Annotated in this window: 15 protein-coding genes; 11 read left to right on the plus strand and 4 right to left on the minus strand. The window is 57.7% G+C overall.

Going from position 1 to position 19,646, the window contains the following annotated elements; genetic code table 11:
- Nucleotide 1: 1 nt before the first annotated feature.
- The 11 genes from MNU25_RS10950 (at nt 2) to MNU25_RS11005 (ending at nt 12,906) form a co-directional block, all read left to right on the plus strand.
- Entirely contained in the window at nt 2-1,870 is a 1,869-nt protein-coding gene (locus MNU25_RS10950; RefSeq protein ID WP_240985099.1) for a GspE/PulE family protein, read from the plus strand.
- The gene (locus tag MNU25_RS10955) at nt 1,867-2,925 is read left to right on the plus strand and encodes a type IV pilus twitching motility protein PilT (protein WP_240985100.1); all 1,059 of its coding nucleotides are present in this window, start codon (nt 1,867-1,869) and stop codon (nt 2,923-2,925) included. Before MNU25_RS10950 ends, MNU25_RS10955 begins: the two co-directional genes overlap by 4 nt.
- A 300-nt stretch (nt 2,926-3,225) precedes the next feature.
- Nucleotides 3,226-4,425: a type II secretion system F family protein gene (locus MNU25_RS10960; RefSeq protein ID WP_240985101.1), complete on the plus strand. Its 1,200-nt coding sequence runs from the start codon at nt 3,226-3,228 to the stop codon at nt 4,423-4,425.
- Between the two features lie 116 nt (nt 4,426-4,541).
- On the plus strand, nt 4,542-5,075 hold the full coding sequence (locus MNU25_RS10965; RefSeq protein ID WP_240985102.1) for a type II secretion system protein: 534 nt from the start codon (nt 4,542-4,544) through the stop codon (nt 5,073-5,075).
- 163 nt (nt 5,076-5,238) lie between these two features.
- Nucleotides 5,239-5,997 (plus strand): prepilin peptidase, encoded by a 759-nt coding sequence (locus MNU25_RS10970; protein ID WP_240985103.1) that lies wholly within the window; start codon nt 5,239-5,241, stop codon nt 5,995-5,997.
- A 16-nt stretch (nt 5,998-6,013) separates the two neighbouring features.
- A complete protein-coding gene (locus MNU25_RS10975) occupies nt 6,014-7,399 on the plus strand; it encodes a PilN domain-containing protein (RefSeq protein ID WP_240985104.1) in 1,386 nt (461 codons plus the stop codon).
- A 193-nt stretch (nt 7,400-7,592) separates the two neighbouring features.
- Nucleotides 7,593-8,201 carry a hypothetical protein gene (locus MNU25_RS10980; RefSeq protein WP_240985105.1) on the plus strand — a complete coding sequence of 203 codons (609 nt, stop codon included), beginning with the start codon at nt 7,593-7,595 and terminating at the stop codon, nt 8,199-8,201.
- A 225-nt stretch (nt 8,202-8,426) separates the two neighbouring features.
- Nucleotides 8,427-9,080: a LysM peptidoglycan-binding domain-containing protein gene (locus tag MNU25_RS10985; RefSeq protein WP_240985106.1), complete on the plus strand. Its 654-nt coding sequence runs from the start codon at nt 8,427-8,429 to the stop codon at nt 9,078-9,080.
- A gap of 143 nt (nt 9,081-9,223) precedes the next feature.
- Nucleotides 9,224-10,627 carry a shikimate dehydrogenase gene (aroE, locus tag MNU25_RS20320; RefSeq protein ID WP_306425037.1) on the plus strand — a complete coding sequence of 468 codons (1,404 nt, stop codon included), beginning with the start codon at nt 9,224-9,226 and terminating at the stop codon, nt 10,625-10,627.
- On the plus strand, nt 10,611-11,402 hold the full coding sequence (gene aroD, locus MNU25_RS11000; RefSeq protein WP_240985107.1) for a type I 3-dehydroquinate dehydratase: 792 nt from the start codon (nt 10,611-10,613) through the stop codon (nt 11,400-11,402). The genes aroE and aroD overlap by 17 nt, the downstream gene beginning before the upstream one ends.
- A gap of 7 nt (nt 11,403-11,409) precedes the next feature.
- Nucleotides 11,410-12,906 carry a HEAT repeat domain-containing protein gene (locus tag MNU25_RS11005; RefSeq protein ID WP_240985108.1) on the plus strand — a complete coding sequence of 499 codons (1,497 nt, stop codon included), beginning with the start codon at nt 11,410-11,412 and terminating at the stop codon, nt 12,904-12,906.
- Between the two features lie 19 nt (nt 12,907-12,925).
- Here the strand turns inward: MNU25_RS11005 and MNU25_RS11010 are convergent, their stop codons facing one another.
- The 4 genes from MNU25_RS11010 to MNU25_RS11025 form a co-directional block, all read right to left on the minus strand.
- On the minus strand, nt 12,926-14,287 hold the full coding sequence (locus MNU25_RS11010; protein ID WP_240985109.1) for an MFS transporter: 1,362 nt from the start codon (nt 14,285-14,287) through the stop codon (nt 12,926-12,928).
- A gap of 5 nt (nt 14,288-14,292) precedes the next feature.
- Complete coding sequence (locus MNU25_RS11015; RefSeq protein WP_240985110.1) at nt 14,293-15,909, minus strand: sigma-54-dependent transcriptional regulator; 1,617 nt, start codon at nt 15,907-15,909, stop codon at nt 14,293-14,295.
- 15 nt (nt 15,910-15,924) lie between these two features.
- Nucleotides 15,925-17,340, minus strand: coding sequence for an ATP-binding protein (locus tag MNU25_RS11020; protein ID WP_240985111.1), 1,416 nt, complete (start codon nt 17,338-17,340; stop codon nt 15,925-15,927).
- Between the two features lie 508 nt (nt 17,341-17,848).
- Nucleotides 17,849-19,567, minus strand: coding sequence for an MFS transporter (locus tag MNU25_RS11025; protein WP_240985112.1), 1,719 nt, complete (start codon nt 19,565-19,567; stop codon nt 17,849-17,851).
- Between the last annotated feature and the right edge of the window lie 79 nt (nt 19,568-19,646).

Below are 19,646 nucleotides of genomic sequence, written 5' to 3' on the forward strand. Positions count from 1 at the left end.
CATGAAAGACAAGAGCGATAGGGCCGGCGGGAAAGGCCATTGGGAATTTGGCCGGCACCTGTTGGCCTGCGGGCTGATCGGAAAAGAGGATCTGGAAGCCGGCCTCAGTGTTTCGCGTGAGGATGGGGAACGAATAGGAGAAGTGCTGGTCCGGTTGGGTTTTCTCAGCAGGGAACAGTTGAACGAAGCCCTGAGTACTTATTTGAGGATTCCCCGTATCGAGCTGGCTCAGGCCGAAATTGATCCGCAGGCAGCCCAGCTGATTCCGGAAGACCTGGCCCGCCGCTACAGGGCGATTCCGGTCGCGCTGGGGAACAATGTCTTGCGGGTGGCGGTTGCCGATCCCACATCGGTTGGGATACTGGACAACATCCGGCTTTTAACGGGATACGATACCATACCGGTTCTTGCCGATGAAGGGGACATCTTAGCCGCGATCCGGCGGCATCTGACGGTCCGGCAGACGGTGGCCCAGCTGGAGACCCTAAAAGAGGTGGTGGCGGAGTCGCCTGTGGAGTGGCCGCTCCGGGATGGCGGCGAACCCGGGCAGGACGCTCCCACCGTGCGCTTGGTGGATTCCATCCTCCAGCAAGCGGCGGAAATGTCTGCGAGCGACATCCACTGGGAACCGCGGGAACAGTCGTTTTTGGTCCGTTTTAGGTTGGACGGCCGGCTGCTGCCCAACTCGTCCCTTCCTTCGGCGCTGGCGCGCAATGTTCTCTCCCGCCTGAAAATGATGGCCGGAATGGATGTCGCGGAAAGACGACTGCCCCAGGATGGCCGTTTAGCGATTGAGGTTGGCCGGCGTCGCATTGATTTGCGCGTGTCGACTTTGCCGACAGTCTACGGGGAAAAAGCGGTTGTGCGAATACTGGACCCGCTGACTGCCCAGCGGACTCTGGAGGGGTTGGGGATGCGCCCGCAGGTTGAGCAAGGGCTGCGGTTCCTTCTGGAGCGGCCTCACGGCTTGGTCCTGGTTACCGGACCGACCGGGAGCGGCAAGACGACGACACTGTACGCTTTGGTGCGGGAACTCCGGGCCGAGGTTTTCAACATTGTTTCGATCGAGGATCCGGTTGAATATCGGCTGCCGGGGGTGAACCAAGTGCAGGTTCACAGCAAAGTCGGACTGACCTTTGCCGGCGGGTTGAGGGCCATCCTGCGCCAAGATCCGGACGTGATCATGGTGGGAGAAATACGGGATGAGGAGACGGCCGAAATCGCCGTACGGGCGGCTCTGACCGGACATCTCGTGCTCTCCACCCTGCACACCAACACGGCGGCGGAAGCGATTACGCGGCTTTTGGACATGAAGATAGAGCCTTATCTTCTGGCGGACGCCCTCGGCGGGGTCGTGTCCCAACGTTTGGTCAGAGTTCTCTGCCCTGTTTGCAAGATCCTTGAGGCTGCGAATGATGCCTCGGGGCCGCATGCCTTCTCCGCTGATCTATCCCCGCGGACCTTTCGCGCCGTTGGTTGCCCGGAGTGTCTCGGCACCGGCTACAAGGGGAGGATTGGACTGCATGAATTTCTGCGTTATGATCAAGTAGTCAGGGAATTGATTTTGGAACGCAAAGGTTCACAGGCGATCGAAGAGGCGGCAATTGGCGCCGGTATGGTGACACTCCTGCAAGACGGGATGGAGAAGGTTAAGGAGGGTTTAACCACGGTGGAAGAAGTCTACAGAGTAACTTTTGGGGTGCAGGATGAACGCTGTGCCCCGGCAGGGGCAAGCGCAAGGAGTGAGTATCGACCGTCGGGAAAGGTGCGGGATGAGGGCTATTCTTCGGCAGGTGCGGATGAAGGATGTGCTCGGGAAGCGGGAGGATGTGCGCGGAAGGCGGGAAAGGAGAGGACACAGCAGATATGATGGCGGTGGAGGAACTTTTACGTTTAGCCGGGGAGGCAAAGGCTTCGGACATACATCTCTCTGTGGAAAGTCCCCCGGTCTTTCGGGTGGATGGCGCTTTACTTCCCTTATCAGAGGACAAGCTGAGCCGGACAGATGTCGAGGAGTTCGCCGCTCGCTTGTTAAATCAGGTTCAAGCCGCGAAATTCGCCGAGTCGGGAGAGTTGGATTTCTCCTTCGGTTTGCCCGGGGTCGGCCGCTACAGGATGAATGCCTTCAGGCAGAGGGGCTCGGTGGGCATGGTTATTCGTCTCATCCCTTTTGAAAGTCCGGCGCCGGAAGCTTTGGGCCTGCCGCGGGTGGCGGTGGATCTGGCTAATCTGGGGAGAGGGCTGGTTTTGGTTACGGGGCCGACGGGGAGCGGCAAGTCGACGACTCTGGCCTCGCTAATCGACCGGATAAACCGAACCCGGGCTTGCCATATCGTCACGATCGAGGATCCGATTGAGTATTTGCATCGTCATCAGAAGAGCCTGGTCAACCAGAGGGAAGTGGGCAATGACACTCGATCCTTTGCCACTGCCCTACGGGCGGTCTTGAGACAAGACCCGGACGTCATTCTCGTGGGCGAAATGCGGGACTTAGAAACCATGAGTACCGCCATCACGGCGGCAGAAACCGGACATCTGGTTTTCAGCACCTTGCACACGAATGACTCAACCCAGGCGGTGGATCGTATGATCGATGTCTTTCCCCCCTATCAGCAGCAGCAGATTCGGGTCCAGTTGGCCGCGGTTCTGCAGGGAATTTTGGCCCAGCAACTCTTGCCCAGAGCCAATCGGCGCGGAAGGGTCGCAGCGATCGAAGTACTCTTGGCTACCCCCGCGGTGCGCAATCTTATCCGGGAGGGAAAAACCCATCAGCTGGCGACTGTCTTGCAGACGGGCGGAAAACTGGGCATGCAGACCATGGATAAGGCCATCACCGATCTCCTGCGCCAAGGGATAATCACCCCCGAAACCGCCGCAGAGAGGATGGTAAATCCGGACGGCCTGCGCAATGCCCCCGGTTTTTGATCACCTACTCGGCAATCACACCTGTGAGGACGTGAGGGCTGACGGCCATATTAAGTCGGCCCCCAGCGTTGCTAAGCAAGTACAACCATGAAGGGCGGATCATGACGGGCAGTACCGATATTGCTTTTGGAGCAGATCAGACGGTTTGGCTCCGGGCGGCTGTTGACGAAACGCAGTTTGGGAAGGGTTCCGGTTAGAGAAGATTCGGGAAAGAGACTCTTGTTTGAGGAGGTTCTTTTTTGAACCAGGTTCAGGTTTGAGAGGTCTTGGCAAGACTTGCGAAAGAATGGTGGGAAACGCTTGAAAAGGGCAAGTTGTGTTTGGAAGGCAGTGGATGCCTCGGGAGCCATGCACAGGGGAATTTGGGAAATTGCGGACCCTGCGCAGACACGCGCTCTTCTCTTCAAGTGCGGTTACTTTCCGGTGTCGATCCGCCGGCGCCGGCCGGTTTTCCCTCCGTTTCTGTTCAAAGATACGAAAAGCATGTGGAGCGGGTTCGTCGGGCGCCTTTCCGCCTTGTTGGCCGCGGGTATTCCTCTGCTGCAGGCGCTGGACATTGTCGTTTTACAAGAGGATGATCCGAGTGCCGAGACGCTCTGGCGGCAGCTGCGGGAGAAGGTTGCCTCCGGTAACGACTTGTCCGCAGCCCTGTCGGCTCTTGATTGCCGCCTGCCCCTCTATGCCCTGGCGATGTTGCGGGGGGGCGAACACTCGGGAGATATCATCTCGGCATTAAAGAACCTAGCGGAGGAATTGGATCAGGAACGGAATTTTACGCGTAAAATTCAGGGCGCCTTGGGATATCCTTTGCTCCTCAGCGGGGCTGCTCTCGGCGTTTTATACGCGATGGGAATGTGGGTCCTGCCGGTGTACGAGCGACTGTTTCGCAGCTTGCAGGCGGACTTGCCTTGGCCGACCCGGGTCATTTTCCTCCTTGCCCGGCACCTTTCCGCTTTTTCCCTGGTCTCGGCTGCAGCGCCGCCGGTTTTATTGCTCTATTTCCGCCTTCGTTACGGTGAGGAGTGGTTAGGGCGCATACGGGGGTGGCTGGGCCGCCTGCCGCTTTTGAAAAAGGTTTATCGACTGAGGGAGCTGCTTCATTTTAGCCGGGTTATGGGAATGCTGCTGCAGGCGGGAGTGACTTTGGACAAAGCGCTTGACGTGGCCGAGGGGACGGCGGAAAGCGGTGCTATGAACCGTATGATCACGCACCTAAAAGAAGGGGTGCGCCAGGGGCGCACTCTGGTTCCGATTCTTCGGGCCGACGACTTGTTGCCGGTGGCGGCCCGCGAGATGTTGGGAGTGGGGGAAGAAGCGGGACAGTGGGACAAGATGTTTAACCACGTGGCGGACATGCTTGGGGCCGAATTAGAGGAACTTTTAGACCGGGCGGCCAAGCTCTTGGAACCCGCGCTGATTTTAGTCCTGGCGGGTCTGATCGGTGTAATCGCTGCAGGGGTTCTTCTGCCGGTCTTTGATCTGGGCACGCATTTGCAGTGAAAGGCGGAGGTTTACGTCAGAGAGCAGAGGTTTACGTCATAACGCAGAGGTTTACGTCATAACGCAGAGGTTTACAGCCAAGCGTTTAAATTTTTTAAAGAAGAGAGGCGAGAACGATGAATTTTCGGTTATCGGTGAGTTTGGGGTTAACGACGAGCGGAGGACGGTTTCGGGAAAGCGATGAGGCGGGTTTCACTTTGGTGGAACTGATGGCGGTAATGATCATTATCGGGATTCTTGCGGCCATAGCGATTCCCAAGTTGACAGCCGGGGCCGACGCGGCCCGACGCAATGCTGATATAGCGACAGCTCATGAGCTGAAAAGCGCGCTGGACCGATTCCAGGTGGAAAACGGGGTCTATCCGACAACAGACGAACTCAGCGCTGACGACTCCGGCAAGGTGACAGTCAAGGGTATGGCCGAGGGTTTTATTCCCAAGTACATTAACAGGCTGGATGCTTCCACGACCCAACAAAAGCCGGCCAACGCTGCCCATAAGGGGTTTGGGGTGGCCGAGTTGCCGGCCGGCGGGAGCGCGTATACCCCCAGCCGTCTGATCACGGTTTTTCTCACTGCGGACGGTTCGGCCGCGGAGGTCGCGGCTTACGATGTCACTTTGACGCACGTGCTCTGGACTTCCGCTCAATAATTCGGTCTCGGCGCGGGGAGCCAAACAGTCCGGAGGACCGTTGGGGTTTCTATGCACCGGCGGGACGAAGTTACCGGTCTGATCGGGTCCGGGCCGAGACTCTAAAAGGCGGTTACGGCCAAGATGGTATCCGAGTTCAAATTTGGAAGGGGATTTTGACTTCATGCTTTTTGCCTGGTCTTTTGGCGTGATCGGGCTGCTCATCGGCAGTTTCTTGAACGTCGTCATTTATCGTTTGCCGAGGGGAGAATCCATCGCCGTTCCCGGTTCGCATTGTCCGGCCTGCGGCCATTTTTTGCGCCCTTGGGAATTAATTCCCCTGCTCAGCTTCGCGGGCCTGCGGGGCCGCTGCCGGCAGTGCGGGGCCAAGATTTCCCGGCGCTATCCTTTGGTGGAGTTGGGCATGGGGCTGCTCTTTTTTTATACGGCTTGGCGCGCTTCAGTTGTTTCCCTGAACTTGTTTTCTGATCTGGCATTCCTGTCTTTACTGGTGGCCCTGAGTTTTATCGATCTTGATACCATGCGGCTGCCGGACAGCCTGGTTGTTCCCCTTTTTCTGCTGGGGCTGGTTCGGGCTTTATTCCTTCCGGTACAACCCGCTTTTGGCTACAGTGTCTTGGGCGCTGTGGCCGCCGGTGGGGGATTTTGGCTCATTGCCAGATTTTACCCGCGCGGGATGGGTTTCGGCGACGTGAAGTTGGCTGCGGCCTTGGGTGCTTATCTTGGCTTTCCCAAGGTCTTCCTGGCCGTTTTCTTGGCCAGCGTCGGGGGAAGCCTTTGGGGTGGGCTAATGTTGGCCTTAAGAAAAAAGAGCCTGAAGCAGCAAATTCCTTTTGGACCCTATTTGGCACTGGGAGCGATTTTGACACTCTATTGGGGGTCTTTGTTTATGCAGCGCTATGTCAACGTGGTCGGCCACTGAGGAAGGGGGAGGCGGTGTGTCCGGGAAAGTTTTTATCGAGTTGACCGATGGGGAGATCCGTTTTCTCTGGGTGGACCGAGGTCCACTCCTGGGCAAGCTGAGGCGGGTTGCTCTTGAGCGGCTGCCTTTACCGGCCGGCATCATGCGCCAAGGGCTCTTGTTGGAAGCGGAACGTCTGACCGCCATCCTCAAAGCTTATCGCCGAGAGCGGGGGGTTATTCCCCCCGCTTTCCTCCTCCTTCCTTGGCAGCAAGGATTTGCGCGGGGATTCAGGTTACCATGGTTTTCGGCTGGGCAGAGAAGGCAAGCTCTTAATTACTTCATCGAGGAAGAAACGCCTATCTCTGGGGAAGAAGTGCTCAATGATTTTTCAGTTGTCGAAGAGAAGAGGGGAAAGTTCCTGGAAGTGTTGGCCGCGGCCGTACGCAAGAGCGTTTTGACGGATTTCGTGCGCTCTTTTGCCGAAGCAGGCTTTCGGGTGGAAAGGGTCGATCTGGCGGTCACCGCGCTGAGTTGCGTGCTTCCGCTTGAGTCCGGGCAAAATGTTCTCTATCTTAAGGAAGATGAAGACCAGTTGGAGATGGCTCTCTTTAGGGGGACCCGTCTCGAAGTTGTGCGCACCTTCGGCAAGGCTGGCGCGGACGCGGATGAAATCGAAGTCTGGCGGGAATTGAAGCGGACTTTGTTTTATTATGCCGCCCAGGATCCGGATTTCTCGTTACAACGTGTTTGTACACCTGATCCAGCGACAGCGGGGGAGACGGGAGAACGGATGCGGCAGAGTCTGGGTTATGCGGTGGATGTCTGCCCTGCTGTTGCTCTCCCTCGGGATTTTGAGAAATTCCGCGGGGTGTTAAAGGAAGTTCCGGCGGCCTATGCGGCAAGTGCTGCTTACCGGACAGGACAAGGGCTCAACTTATGGCGGCAGGAGGAAGAACAAAGAAAAGTCAGGCGGCGGATCGCTTGGGGGATCGGGGCGGTGGTCATTCTATTGGCCGGTGTCTTCGCGTTCTGGTGGCCCGTGCAGGCGCGCTCAAACCGCCTGGAAGAAGAACTCGCCGTGTTGAGGCCGCAAGGTTACCGGGCTGAGAAGAGCATACGCCAAGAGGAGATATTGGCCGAAAGTTGGGACAAACTGCACCGGCAGCCGTTGGTGTTGGCTGACAGCCTGAGGGTTATGACCGACTGGCAGGGCTCGGGCCTGACTTTGACGGAAATTGAGTATAAAGAGGGCAAAATTAATCTTAAGGGTAAGGCGGAGAAAGGAGCTCAGGTGGAAAAGCTGATGCAAAAGATGCAAAGCCAAGGATGGGTGAGTCCGGTTCTTGCCGCTTACCGCGTGTCCGGAGACGCCATTAGTTTCACTGTCGGGGCGAGCAGACCGCAGGCCGGGAAACCCTGAAGTCTCGGGGAGCGGAGGGAGGCAGGGAGGCTTTGCGTAAGCACACCCAGAGCCTTAACCAAAAGGCTTAGCCGCATGCCTCTGGCTTTAGGCGCTTTAGCCGGCTTAAGCCATGGGGAGATTCAGACAAGTAATTGATGGAATCCCAGCACGCCGGGTAACCGCAAATGTAAAGAAAGGGGAAGTTAAGAAATTGGCTCATACGGGTTTAAGTTCGAGAGTTGCAGGGCTGCTGCTGCACCCGTCTTCCGCCCGGGGCAGGCAAATTCTCTTCCGGCTGAGGAGGGCAGCGGCGCGGAACCATACGGCATGGTTAACCGGCGTGAGTATTTTCCTGCTCTGCGCCTTGTTCTGTTATATCCTTTGCCTGTGGCCGGCCTGGAGCAGGTTAAATGACCTGGGCGCGGAAAAGGAACACTGGCTGGCGGTGTTGTCTCGGTTTAACAGCAGCGGAACCGGAACCGGAACCGGGACTGGAACTGGAACTGGAACCAAGGTTCCCACCCTGGCGGAGCTGCCCGATTTGGTTGAATCCTGCAGGCAGGCTTTTCTGACAGCGGGAGTGCAGGTGAAGTCGCTCAGTGTGGAGCGTTTCGGGGAAACAGCAGCGAGCGCTTCCCAGAAGGCGGCTCTCTTGGACTACGCCTTGCTGCGTCTGCAGTGGGCGGGCTCGTGGCCGGCTATCGAAAGCGCCTTGTCAAGGCTGGAGCGCGAGCAGAGCTTGGGTATCGGGGTTCAGGAGGTGCACCTAAGACAAGGCGGCGGAGAAGGGCTCTTGCAGATCTACTTTCGCCATACGTGAGGAATCTCCCGCCCGCCAGAGGATTAATCACCGGGGAACCGTTCCCCAGAGGCTTGTTCCCCAAGGGATCGTTCGCCAGGGGATTGTTCACTGGGGGATCGTTGACCTGAGGATCCTGCACGGGTGATCCCCTACCGAGGAATCATGCACCCGCAGGGGAAATTTGATGGAGTATGAGCACCGGACATCCCGTTTCTGCCATAAACTGGTGCAGGAGGGGTGAGAATGGGAGCGAGAAGGTATGTCATTCAGCCGGGAGATACTTTTCATCTCTTGGCTCAGCGCTGGGGCGGAACCTGTGACGATTGGATGCGGGCTAATCCCCTGCTCAACCCGCAGAGCTTGCAGATAGGTCAAACAGTTGTGCTCCCGCCGTTGGGGGCGGCTCCTGAGCAATATGCTCAGGTGTCGGCCGGCGAAGGGCGTGAGTTCGCCGGCGGGCACATGGATGAGATGGAAATGGAGTTGGCGGGGGTTCAATTTAAGTTGAGACGGGTGGGGGAGAGCCGGATTCCCCACGAAATTCATATGATCCTGCCGAGAGCGGAAATTCACAAAGTTCAGCCTCAAGGGGAAAACGGCCCGACGGAAGTACAGATCATGCTGAGCAATGTCAACATCGTTCACTCGCCCCGCCTGCAGAGCGGAACAGGGGATCTGGCCGAGAGCGGCCGGCCGGCGGCGCGCTCATTTCCGGAACGCGGCCCGGCAAGAAGCCCCGGGGCAAGTCCCGGAAGGCCCGCGGGAGGACCGGGGGCAGGGGCAGGCGTGCCCGGAGAGAGTATGGGTGGAGGATTCGGGGCCAGTCGGGTGGGAAGCACGGGAGGAGGCCCCGGACAGAATCAAATGTGGGGCTATCAGTCCGGCCAGATGCCATAAGAGATTCTCCTGCTCGCCTTCTGCGGACGCCTTGTCCGCCAGCGGCCTCCGGGGTATAATGGAACAAAATCTCGGCGCCGCCGGTTAAGGGACGTTTCAGCGGCCGGAGGCCAGGGGAAGGCGTGTCTGGGGGAGCGTGTCTGATGGAAAGTTACTATGCGGTTATTGGGGATCCCATTGACCATTCTTTGTCCCCACTGATGCATACGGCAGGATACAGGGCCCTTGGCCTTGAGGCCAAGTATTTGCGTTTCAGGGTGAGCCGGGATCAGTTGAAGGATGCGGCCATAGGGCTGCGTTCTTTGGGTTTTGCCGGCTGGAATGTGACGATTCCGCATAAAGAGGCGATTATTTCTTACCTGGATGAGCTGACGCCGGCCGCCGTCGCAGCCGGGGCCGTCAATACGGTAAAAAACTCAGAAGGCAGGTTGATAGGCCACAACACGGACGGCGAGGGCTTTATCCGCGCCGTCTCGGAGAGCGTCTCTTCCTGGCAGGGTAAGACGGCGGTTATCCTGGGTGCCGGCGGGGCCGCGCGGGGGATAGCGCAGGCCCTGAACGAGAAGGGGATGCGGCTTATTATCCTCAACCGTACGGCCGGTAAGGCGGAAGAACTGGCACGCCTGTTGCGCCAAAACGGGGGAGAGGTCTGCGCGGGGAAATTGGCGGCGGGCCCATGGCTTAGCGAGGCGGACTTAGTCGTCCAAACGACACCCGTCGGTTTGGGGGGCGAGCCCTATCCGCTGTCACTGCAAGGTATAAGAGAAGGTACCCTGGCGGTGGATATTATCTACAAGCCGTGGCAGACCCCTTTCTTGCGCGAGGCCGAGAATTTGGGCTGCCGGACAATGAACGGTCTGGCAATGTTTTTGCACCAGGGGGCCCTGGCTTGGGAGTTCTGGCGCGGGGAGCAGGCACCGTTACCGGCGATGCGGGCGGCTTTGGCCGAGGAAAAGGCGCGGGTGGAGCCGGTCGCCAAGGGCAAGCCCACCCGGGACAACATAGCGCTCATCGGATTCATGGCGACAGGCAAGAGCAGTGTCGGCCGCCGACTGGCTTTAGCCCTCAACTGGGAGTTTATCGATACGGATGAGGAAATTGAAAAAGTCAGCGGCTTGAGTGTGGCGGAAATGTTTCAGCGTCATGGGGAAACCCGTTTCCGTTCCGAAGAAAACCTGGTGCTCAGGCGTTTGGGCCGAATGCGGCACTATGTCATCGCCACGGGGGGCGGGATGGTTGTCAATGAGGAGAACCGCGGCCTCTTGGCCGAGCGTGCCCTGATCATTTCGCTGTACGCCCCCTTGGACAAAATCTTGGAAAGGGTCGGCGATCGGGCGCAGCGTCCGCTCTTGAGGGGGCCGAGGGAGAAGATCGAGGCTCTCTGGCAGGCCAGGCAGTCGGTCTATGGCCAAGCCGATCTGATTGTGGATACGAGTGAGCTGGACGTAGACGGGGTCGTCCGGGAGATTTTGAGGGAACTGTCGAAGATGCCGGCCGGCGCGCAAGAGCCGGGTGAGATGGAACCGGGGGGTGAAGAGGATAGATAAGCAGCCGATCCTTAAAGTGAGGGGAAAAGAATTTGGGGGCAAGGGTTTGCCTTTAATTTGCACCCCTTTGGTCGGAGAAAACCGGGAAGGCTTGGAGAGGGAACTGGAGAAGGTCCTGCCGCAAGGACCGGACCTGGTGGAATGGCGGTTGGATTTTTTCAAGAACATACGAGATTTTGACCAAGTACTGCAAGCAGCGCGAACCGTACGACTGAGGGTAGGTGAACTGCCGCTCCTGTTCACGATTCGCTCGGAAAAAGAGGGAGGGCACCCCATTCCCCTTACGTCCGAGGAACGGGTAGGGTTATATGAGACGGTGTGTCAGGCCGGAGTGGCGGATTTGCTTGACTTTGAATTGGGCGAGGGAGAGGAAAACTTTCGGCGGGTGAGGGAGACGTCCCGACGCTATGGCGTCAAGCTCATGGGGTCGTTTCACGATTTCGCCGGGACGCCGGCTCCCGAGCGAATTATGGCCACATTTCGGCAGGGGGAGCGGAGGGGAGCGGACCTGGTTAAGGCAGCGGTTATGCCGCAAAAAGCGGAGGACGTGCTGACCCTCTTGCAGGTGACTCTGGAGGGGAGAAAGTCGCTTTCGATTCCTGTGATTACGGTGTCAATGGGCAATTACGGCTCTCTCACCCGGATGTGCGGTTGGGTATTCGGTTCTTCTCTGACGTTTGCCATGGGCGAGAAGCGGTCGGCCCCGGGGCAGATTCCGATCGATGAATTAAAGGCAGTTCTAAAAGTCATGCAGAAGGCGTTAGGGGGTATCTGACGGAGTCATGGATGCCCTGATCCACGGGCTGACGAGCGTTCTGCTGGAAGAGTGGGGCGGCCCCAGAAGCCCTCTGGCATTAGAATATATCAAAGAGAAAATTATTCCCGACTTAGCCGCTTGCTTGATCCTCAATCATGACCTTTGGCGGAACCCGACTTTTGCCGAGATTCTGGCCTGGAAACTCAAGTCTCAGTACGCGTATCCGGCCGCTGTGGCGGCGGGGTTGAGCAACGAAATCTTGGCCGCCGCCCGCAGAACGGTCGTTCCCCCCGCGCTGCCGGAACTCGATCCCAAGGAACCCTGGCGGCGTATCTTCCGTTTGTGGGTCTGTGAGGAATCCCTGCCGCTGGTTGAGGAGAAGACAGGCTATCCGCTGGCTTACTTGGATTTGCTCTTTCTTCGTTTCAAACGCCTGCGGACTTTTCTGGCCGGTCACAGCGTAAGTTTGTGGGAGTGTTGGGCCCAGCCGGAATTACGGGATTTCGGTTTTGACCTGCTGAGCTTTCTCTATGAGTTTCAACGGGCCCTCACCGGTGAGCCTTGGTTCGCGGAACGTCTGGTTTTGCGGCAGGTATTGCTCGACGCCGGGTTGTCACTGGAGGTTGGCGACCTGGTGCTCCTTTTGGAAGTCATACATACCCGGGAAGGGGAGATCACCGCCGGAGATGTCGCCCGCATTTTTGCGGGGATATGGCCGGGGGTGGCACCCGCACCTTGTTCCGAGAAATCCGGCCCGGAGGAGCGGTTTCCTTCGTCTTCCGGTCGGGTGGAAAAGCTCGTCAGCGGCCCGGTGACAGGGCTCGTCGGCGGTTCGGCAGATAGGTTTGTCGACGGTTCGGCAAAGAGGGGTGTCGACGGTCCGGTGGAGAGACTGGTCAGGCTCGGATTTATCCAAATCAACAAATCCGGCCGCCTGACCCTGAGTCAAAAGAGCGCGGTTACTCTCGCTCCTTTTCTGGTTCCGAAGCTCGTACGGCGGCTGCGCTTGGCCGAGGCTGCCGGGGAGCCGGGGAGAGCACAAGAAATCTTGCTCAAGCTCAACCCCGAGGTGCTGCTCAGGGTCATTGACGAAGTGGCTGAGGGCTGGCCCGCGGACGAGAGTTTCGCTCTTCTCAGGCACCTATTTAAGCGGGTTAACCGCAGGGTTGACCTTCATCTTTTGCGGGTCCTGGCAGCCTGTCCACAGGCTTTTGCCCTCTTGGAGGAGTGTCTGGGAGACCGGGACAGCCTGATCCGGGCTGAGGCTTGTGTGGGCTTGGGCCGCTTGGAGGAGAAAAGTGCGGTTTTCCGGCTGATCCGGATGCTGGGGGATCCGGCCGCAGACGTTAAAGCCGGGGCCGCGGAGGCCTTGGGCAGGATGGGCTCCGGGGCGGCGGTTCAAGCCCTGCGGAAGCTGGCCCGGGATTACAGGGAGAGTTCTCGGGTGAGGGCGGCGGCGCAGGAAGCGGTGAGCCGGATTGAGTCCCGCCATCTTCTCAGGCTCAGAACTCCTGACAACTGAAGAGACAGGGACGGTGCCGTCATTCATCCGGCAAAGGCTGGCCTTTGGTTTCCCTGGCCCAAATCAGGGTGACGATGCCTACGATGTAGATGAGAGAGACGATGGTTACGGCTCTCGCGTAGGAGCCCAAAGTGCTGACCAGCAAGCCTGTGCTGAGCGGACCGGTGGCGGCCAGAATCCGGCCGAAGTTAAAACAGAAGCCCTGTCCGGTCGCCCTCAGCCGGGTGGGATAAAGTTCCGCTAAATAGATAGGAAAACCCGAAAATACACCGTTATTGAAAAAACCGAGGATGGGCAGGAGGAGGAGAAGGGTCACGTAATCTTTGACAGTGTAAAAAACATAGGGGGCCAGCAGAAGACTGCCCGTGAAGAAGAAGAGGAAGGTCTTTTTGCGGCCGATCCAGTCAGCCAGCGGGCCGAAGAGCACATAACCCACGACGGCCCCGGCGTTGAGGGCCATGGTGGCGTAGCTTTGGTAGTTGGAGACAGTCGCTTCCGTGTAGGCCCGGCCCCGGAGCAGTTCGACCACAAAAGTCGGTGTCCAGTTGGTTACGGCCCAGAGTCCGAAAACCGCGGTAAAAGCCAAGAGAGAACCGACGATCGTATCGCGCCTCAGCCCCGGCCAGAAGATCTGCTTTAAGGTCAGAACGGTGAACTTCGGGTTGCTCCTCTCGGGGGAAAGCTTTATCTTTTCCCGGCGCTGCCGCACCCGAAGCCAAGGCTCGGGTTCGCCGACCTTCTCTCGAATGAAGGCGGCGGAAAGGGCGGGAAAGATGCCGATGACCAAGACGGCCCGCCAGGGTGTGAAATAATGGGCAGCGGCCCAGGGAACAACGAAGAGGTTCACCAGAGCGGCCAGAAAAAAACCGGCTCCCCAGGCACTCTGCATTAAACTGACGACGCGGGTGCGGTACTTATCCGGAAAAGATTCAGCCACCAATGAGGAACCGGCGGCCCATTCGCCCCCAATACCCAAGGCGGTCAAGAAACGGAAGACCATCAGCTGTGTCCAGGTTTCGGAAAGAGCGGCAACACCGGTGAAGACCGCGTAGACCAAGATGGAAAGCGAAAGGGTGCGGCTGCGGCCTATGTAGTCTGCCAGGGTGCCGAAAAGAGTTCCTCCCACGGCCCAGCCGACCAAAAAGACGGCTAAAATGATGCCCCCGTGGGCGGCGATGCTCGCCTTGTTAGCCGTGGGGCCGAGCAGGTCCTGCAGAGATGAGAGCATAATCATGGCAAAGAGAGTTGAATCCATCGAATCAAAGACCCAGCCGATCCAGGCGGCCAAGAGGACGAGCCACTGCTGGCGGGTCATAGCTTCGGGAAGCCAAAAGGGCAAGGTCCTGAAGCGATTCGCGGAAGATGGGGAGTCTTTGCTCATCGTTTTCACCGTTCCTCTGTGTCGATGCCATATTCCTCGATTTTATATTGCAAGGCGCGGCGGCTGATGGCCAGTAATTTGGCGGCCCGGAGCTTGTTACCTTTGGTCTGATGCAAGGCCTTAGTGATGGCCGCTTTCTCCACCGCTTTCAGGGCTTCCCGCAAGTTGCCGGGCGCGCCTTTGTCCGGGTCGGCGGCAAAATCGGGTTCGCCCGGTTCGGGAGCGGAACCGACAGGGGAAGTTCCCGGCGCCGCCGGGGGCGCCGTCGCGTTCGAAAAGGTCGGGAAAGCTGCCGGAACGGCTGTCGGGACAGGCAGTGCGGATTTCGGGTCGCCGGGCGTGAATTCGCCGCCGCCCGCCGCGGATACAGCCGGACCGGGCTGGGATGTTTCAGTGCCGGGTTCCGGCTGCCGGCCCTCTTCCTCCGCGACGGCCCGTTCCCGTCCGGCCCCGGTCGCGATTTCGGTCGGTAAATCTTCCGTCAGTATGACCTGGCCGGCCCCCATGACGATGGCGTGTTCGATGGAGTTTTCCAACTCCCGGACATTCCCGGGCCAGTCATAGGTTTCAAGGACGCGAATGACCGGTTCGGGCAAGGATTTTGGCGGCCTGCCGAGCTTGGCACAGTACCTGTCGCGAAAATAAGCGGCCAAGAGGGGAATGTCTTCTTTCCGCTCTCTCAGCGGCGGCATGACAATCGAGACCACGTTCAGCCGGTAAAACAAATCGGAGCGGAAAGTCTTGCGGGCGACCCCTTCTTTCAGGCTTTGATTGGTGGCGGCCAGAACGCGCACATTTACGGCTACGCGTTCATTTCCGCCTACGCGTTCGAACTCGCGTTCCTGCAGCACCCGCAGGAGTTTGACTTGAAGCTGGGGACTCATTTCTCCAATCTCGTCGAGAAAGATGGTTCCCCCGTCGGCAAACTCGAATTTGCCGATTTTGCGGCTGAGAGCCCCGGTGAACGAGCCTTTTTCGTGACCGAAAAATTCACTTTCCAAAAGCCCCTCAGGGACAGCTCCGCAGTTCACCGTGACAAAAGGACCGTGTTTGCGGCTGCTGTAAGCGTGAATGGTGCGGGCGACCAGTTCTTTGCCGGTCCCGCTCTCACCCTGGATTAAGACCGAAGAATCACTGGCGCTGACCCGGCCGATGATTTTAAAAACTTCTTGCATGGCCGCGCTGGCGCCGATAAACGTATTTTTAACGGTTTGAGCGGAAAGGACGGTACGGTCTGTCTCCGAGGGTTCGGAAAAGGAGGAGAGAGCCCTGGCCGTGAGCGCTTTGACTTGGGCGATGTCGAAGGGTTTGCTCAAATAGTCAAAGGCCCCCAGGCGCATGGCGTCAAGGGTGGTCTCGACTGTGCTGAAGGCGGTCATGATAATGATCGGCAAGCGGGGATACTCCAGGCGTAAGATTTTAAAGGTTTCCATGCCATCCAATTTGGGCATCCGGATGTCCATAATCAGCAAGGCAAAAGCCCCCCGCCTGACTTGAGTTAAGACTTCCTCCCCGTTCCCCGCCGTGGTGACGCAGTAGCCCAGTTTAGTCAGGACTTTTTGCAGAAGGTTGCGCACGCTTTCCTCGTCGTCCGCCACCAAAATATTAGGTGCGTTTGGCAATGGCTTGCAACCTCCCTACCCGTTTTGCCGCAGGGGCAAATGAATCTCAAAAGCGGCGCCCCTTTCGGGTGCGCTGCGGACTTGAATGTGGCCGTGGTGAAGCTCAACCAGCTGGTGCACAATGGCCAGTCCCAAACCCGTGCCTTGTTCTTTGGTCGTAAAAAAGGGGTTGAACAGTTCCCCCATGTGCTCAGGCATTATGCCTGTGCCGGAATCGATGATGCGGACGATGGCTTCTTCATCATACCGTCTGGTGCTTAGATAGATAGTCCCTTGCTCCGTAATGGCCTGAATCGCGTTGAGTAAAAGATTGAGCAGGATCTGTTTGATCTGCTCCCGGTCTGCTTCTACCACAATATGTTCGCCAAAATCCCGGATCAGTTCGATATGCTCCCGCAGCGCGCGATTATCAATCAAGACCAGGGTTTCGTCGATCGCGGCATTGAGGTCAACCGGCTGAAAACGGCTGGCGGCTGGGCGGGCGAAAGCCAGCAGTTCCTGAACCAGGCGGTCGAGGCGCCAGACTTCCTTTTCAATGACAGAAGTGTATTCGTGTTTTTCGTCGCCGGCGGGCAATTCTTCGTCCAGCAACTGGGTGTAACCTTTGACCGCCGTCAGGGGATTGCGGATCTCATGGGCGACCCCGGAGGCCAGTTCCCCTAAAGCCGCCAGGCGGCTGGCACGCAGGACCTGCTCTTCCAAGAGGCGCTTTTCCCGCAAGTCAATCATCACCAGCAAGACCCCTATCAGTCGGTTTTGCATGTCGAAAAGGCGGGAGCCGGTCACGGCCATGGCAATTGAAGTTCCGTCCGGACGGGTGTAGAGGGTCTCTTTGGCCCGGACGGTTTCCTCTTGCTGAAGAAGCGTGTGAATCAGGGTTTGCAAAGATTCGGAAAATCCCGCCTGCAAATAGTTGAGGCTGAGGGCCGCGGTCTGTTCAATTCCGGTGAGGAACGCGGCGGCAGGGTTGAAAAGAACGATCTTGCCGCTTGCGTCCACGGTGATGATTCCGTTCGGGCTGTTGACCAACAAGGCGTCCCTGTGCGTTTGCGCTTCGCGCAGGCGGGAGGCCATCCGGTTAATGGAAGCGGAGATCTCCCCCATGACGCCGTGCATGGGCTTGATCGTGGTCACCAGGTTGTGTCCCAAATCATCGAGTCCGCGCTGAATGGTCTGAACAGAACCCGCGAGTTCGCTGACGAAGATGCCGGCTCCGGTTATGCTGACGACGGTGCCGATGATCAAAAGGTAGATAACATTTTCGCGCAGACGCTGAACTTGCATATCGTTCGGACTGAGGGATACGCCCGCCTGTAAAGCGGTGAGCTGGAGCGCTTTGTCGGCGGTCTGCATGCTGAAAAACCCGGTCACAAAGATCGGAATGACCACAAGCAGGAAAATGGCCAAGATAAGACTGAAACGGTACTTCATGGCAATCCTCCCCCTAACCGGGCCGAAAGGACGGCAGAGAAAGTCAGAATTTCCCGACTGGAAGCCTCAGCCGTATGCCTCCGGATTCATCCCTGGGGCGCTCTGGGCGAAAGGCCTGTAGTCCCCAACGACTGCCGCACTGAGGCCGTTTGTACGACCTAAAAGCTCCTTGAGAGACTTGGGAATCCTCGCGTTTCAACGCGGGGAGGAAGTGAACAGCGGTTGCCTCTATAGTGTACCACGAAAGGGCAGCGCCTAGAAAGAGCAGGAGAAAAATCCGAAAAATCCCCTTAAAGAAGAAAGTGATCCGACACTGCAAAGGGGGTCGCCCCGGTCGGTCAATTTCGTGGGGCGAAGCAGACATTGTGTACCCGCAGATGTTGACACTTTCCGATAGGCCGAAAAAGGTACCCCCGCCGGGCGGGGATACCCAGATGACTAAGCTAGACTCTCTGGCCTCGGTTAGCGGAAACTATAGGGACTTAGGACTAGGGTAATCACAGCCGAGCTAGCGTACGGCCTCTGTGCGTTTGCCGCGCAGATAAGACGCGATCGCCGCAATGAAGGAGAGGGCTGCCGAGATGTAGAACGCGACCCGCAAACTGGACATCACGGCCGGGGCGATCAATTGGGGAAAGAATATTTTACCCACGATGAGTTGTTGGCTGGCCGCCGGCAAGCTGTGCAAAACCTGGGGCGGCAGGAGACTGGCCATGGGATTGTAACCCAAGAAGGCGGCAAACAAGGCGCCGGTAGGCGGGAGATTGGCTGTCTGCCGGGCCACTGCTGCCGGAACGCCGACATGAATCAGGCCCTGATACATGGCCACCGGCAAATGCTGTATCATGCCGAAGATGAGAAGCGTAAAATAGAGGGTCATGCTGAGTGCCATCCCGGTGTTTTGCAGGGTTGACCTCATTCCGGAAGACACGCCCCGCTGCTCGGCGGGAACTGTGTTCATAATGGCGGTCGTGTTCGGCGCCGCAAACATGCCCATGCCGAACCCTTGAATGAGCAGAATGACGACAAAAGGCAGATAGCTGAAATTGGCGGGCAGCAGAGTCAGAAGGATAAAAGCCAGGGCGGAAAGCAGCATTCCGAACGAGGCCAATCCTCTGGCACCGTATCGGTCCGAGAGATACCCGCTGAGGGGCCCCATGATAAAGAAGCCTATCATCATGGGCAGCATATAAATGCCCGCCCAGAGAGGAGTCTGTTCAAAATTGTAACCATGAAGCGGGAGCCAGATCCCCTGGAGCCAGATGATCAGCATGAAGGTCAAGCCTCCGCGCGCAATGGAGGAGAGAAATAAACTGAGATTGCCGGCGGCAAAAGCTCGGATACGAAAGAGGTCTAAACGAAACATCGGAACTTTGGTGTGGAGTTCGATATAGATAAAGGCGGCCAGAAAGATGATGCCAATGACAATACCGGCCTGAACGAAGGGGCTGCCCCAGCCCATTTTGGCCTGTCCGTAAGGCATGATTCCGTAGGTGAGCGCCAAGAGGAGTACGGTCAAGCCCACGGCAAAAGTGCCGTTACCCAACCAGTCGATTTTTTCATGGGCGGTCAGCTTACCGGTCTCTTTTAATTTAAAATAGGCCCAAAAAGTACCCGCCAGGCCCACCGGCACGCTGACTAAAAAGACCAGGCGCCAATGCAGGTCGGCCAGCAGGCCGCCGACGATTAAACCCAACAGGGAGCCTCCGATCCCGAAGATCTGGTTGAGTCCCATCGCCATTCCCCTCTGGGAAGGGGGAAAGGCGTCTGTGAGGATGGCGGTGCTGTTGGAAAACAAGAACCCGGCGCCCACACCTTGCAGAAGCCTGAAGATGATAATCTCCGTGGCCCCGGCATTTCCGCTGCCCGGGGTCAGAAACAACAAGACGGAGGCCAGGGTGAAGATGGCAAAGCCCAGATTATAGAGACGTACCCGGCCAAATATGTCGGAGATCCGGCCGAAGGATACCAAGAGGGTGGCGGTCACCACCGTATAGCCCATGAGCATCCAAAGCAGGTAAGTGGCTCCGCTGGGAGCCATAGGGTTCATCTTTATCCCTCTGAAAATAGCCGGCAGGGAGATCAAGATAATGTTGGCATTGAGGCTGGCCATCAAAACCCCTAAAGTCGTGTTCGACAGGGCCACCCATTTATAAGAATCTTTGGCCTGCGCCAGCGCGTGGCCTTTTTTGTCTCCTAAACTCCCGGTTTGTGGATCAGAACGCATATGATTTTCTGCCCCTCGCTTTCGAAAACACAAAAATTACTTCGATTACAAATAAGTAGTATAGCACGGATTTGCCGTG

It is taken from the genome of Acididesulfobacillus acetoxydans (assembly GCF_902729405.1).
Lineage (GTDB): Bacteria > Bacillota > Desulfitobacteriia > Desulfitobacteriales > Desulfitobacteriaceae > Acididesulfobacillus > Acididesulfobacillus acetoxydans.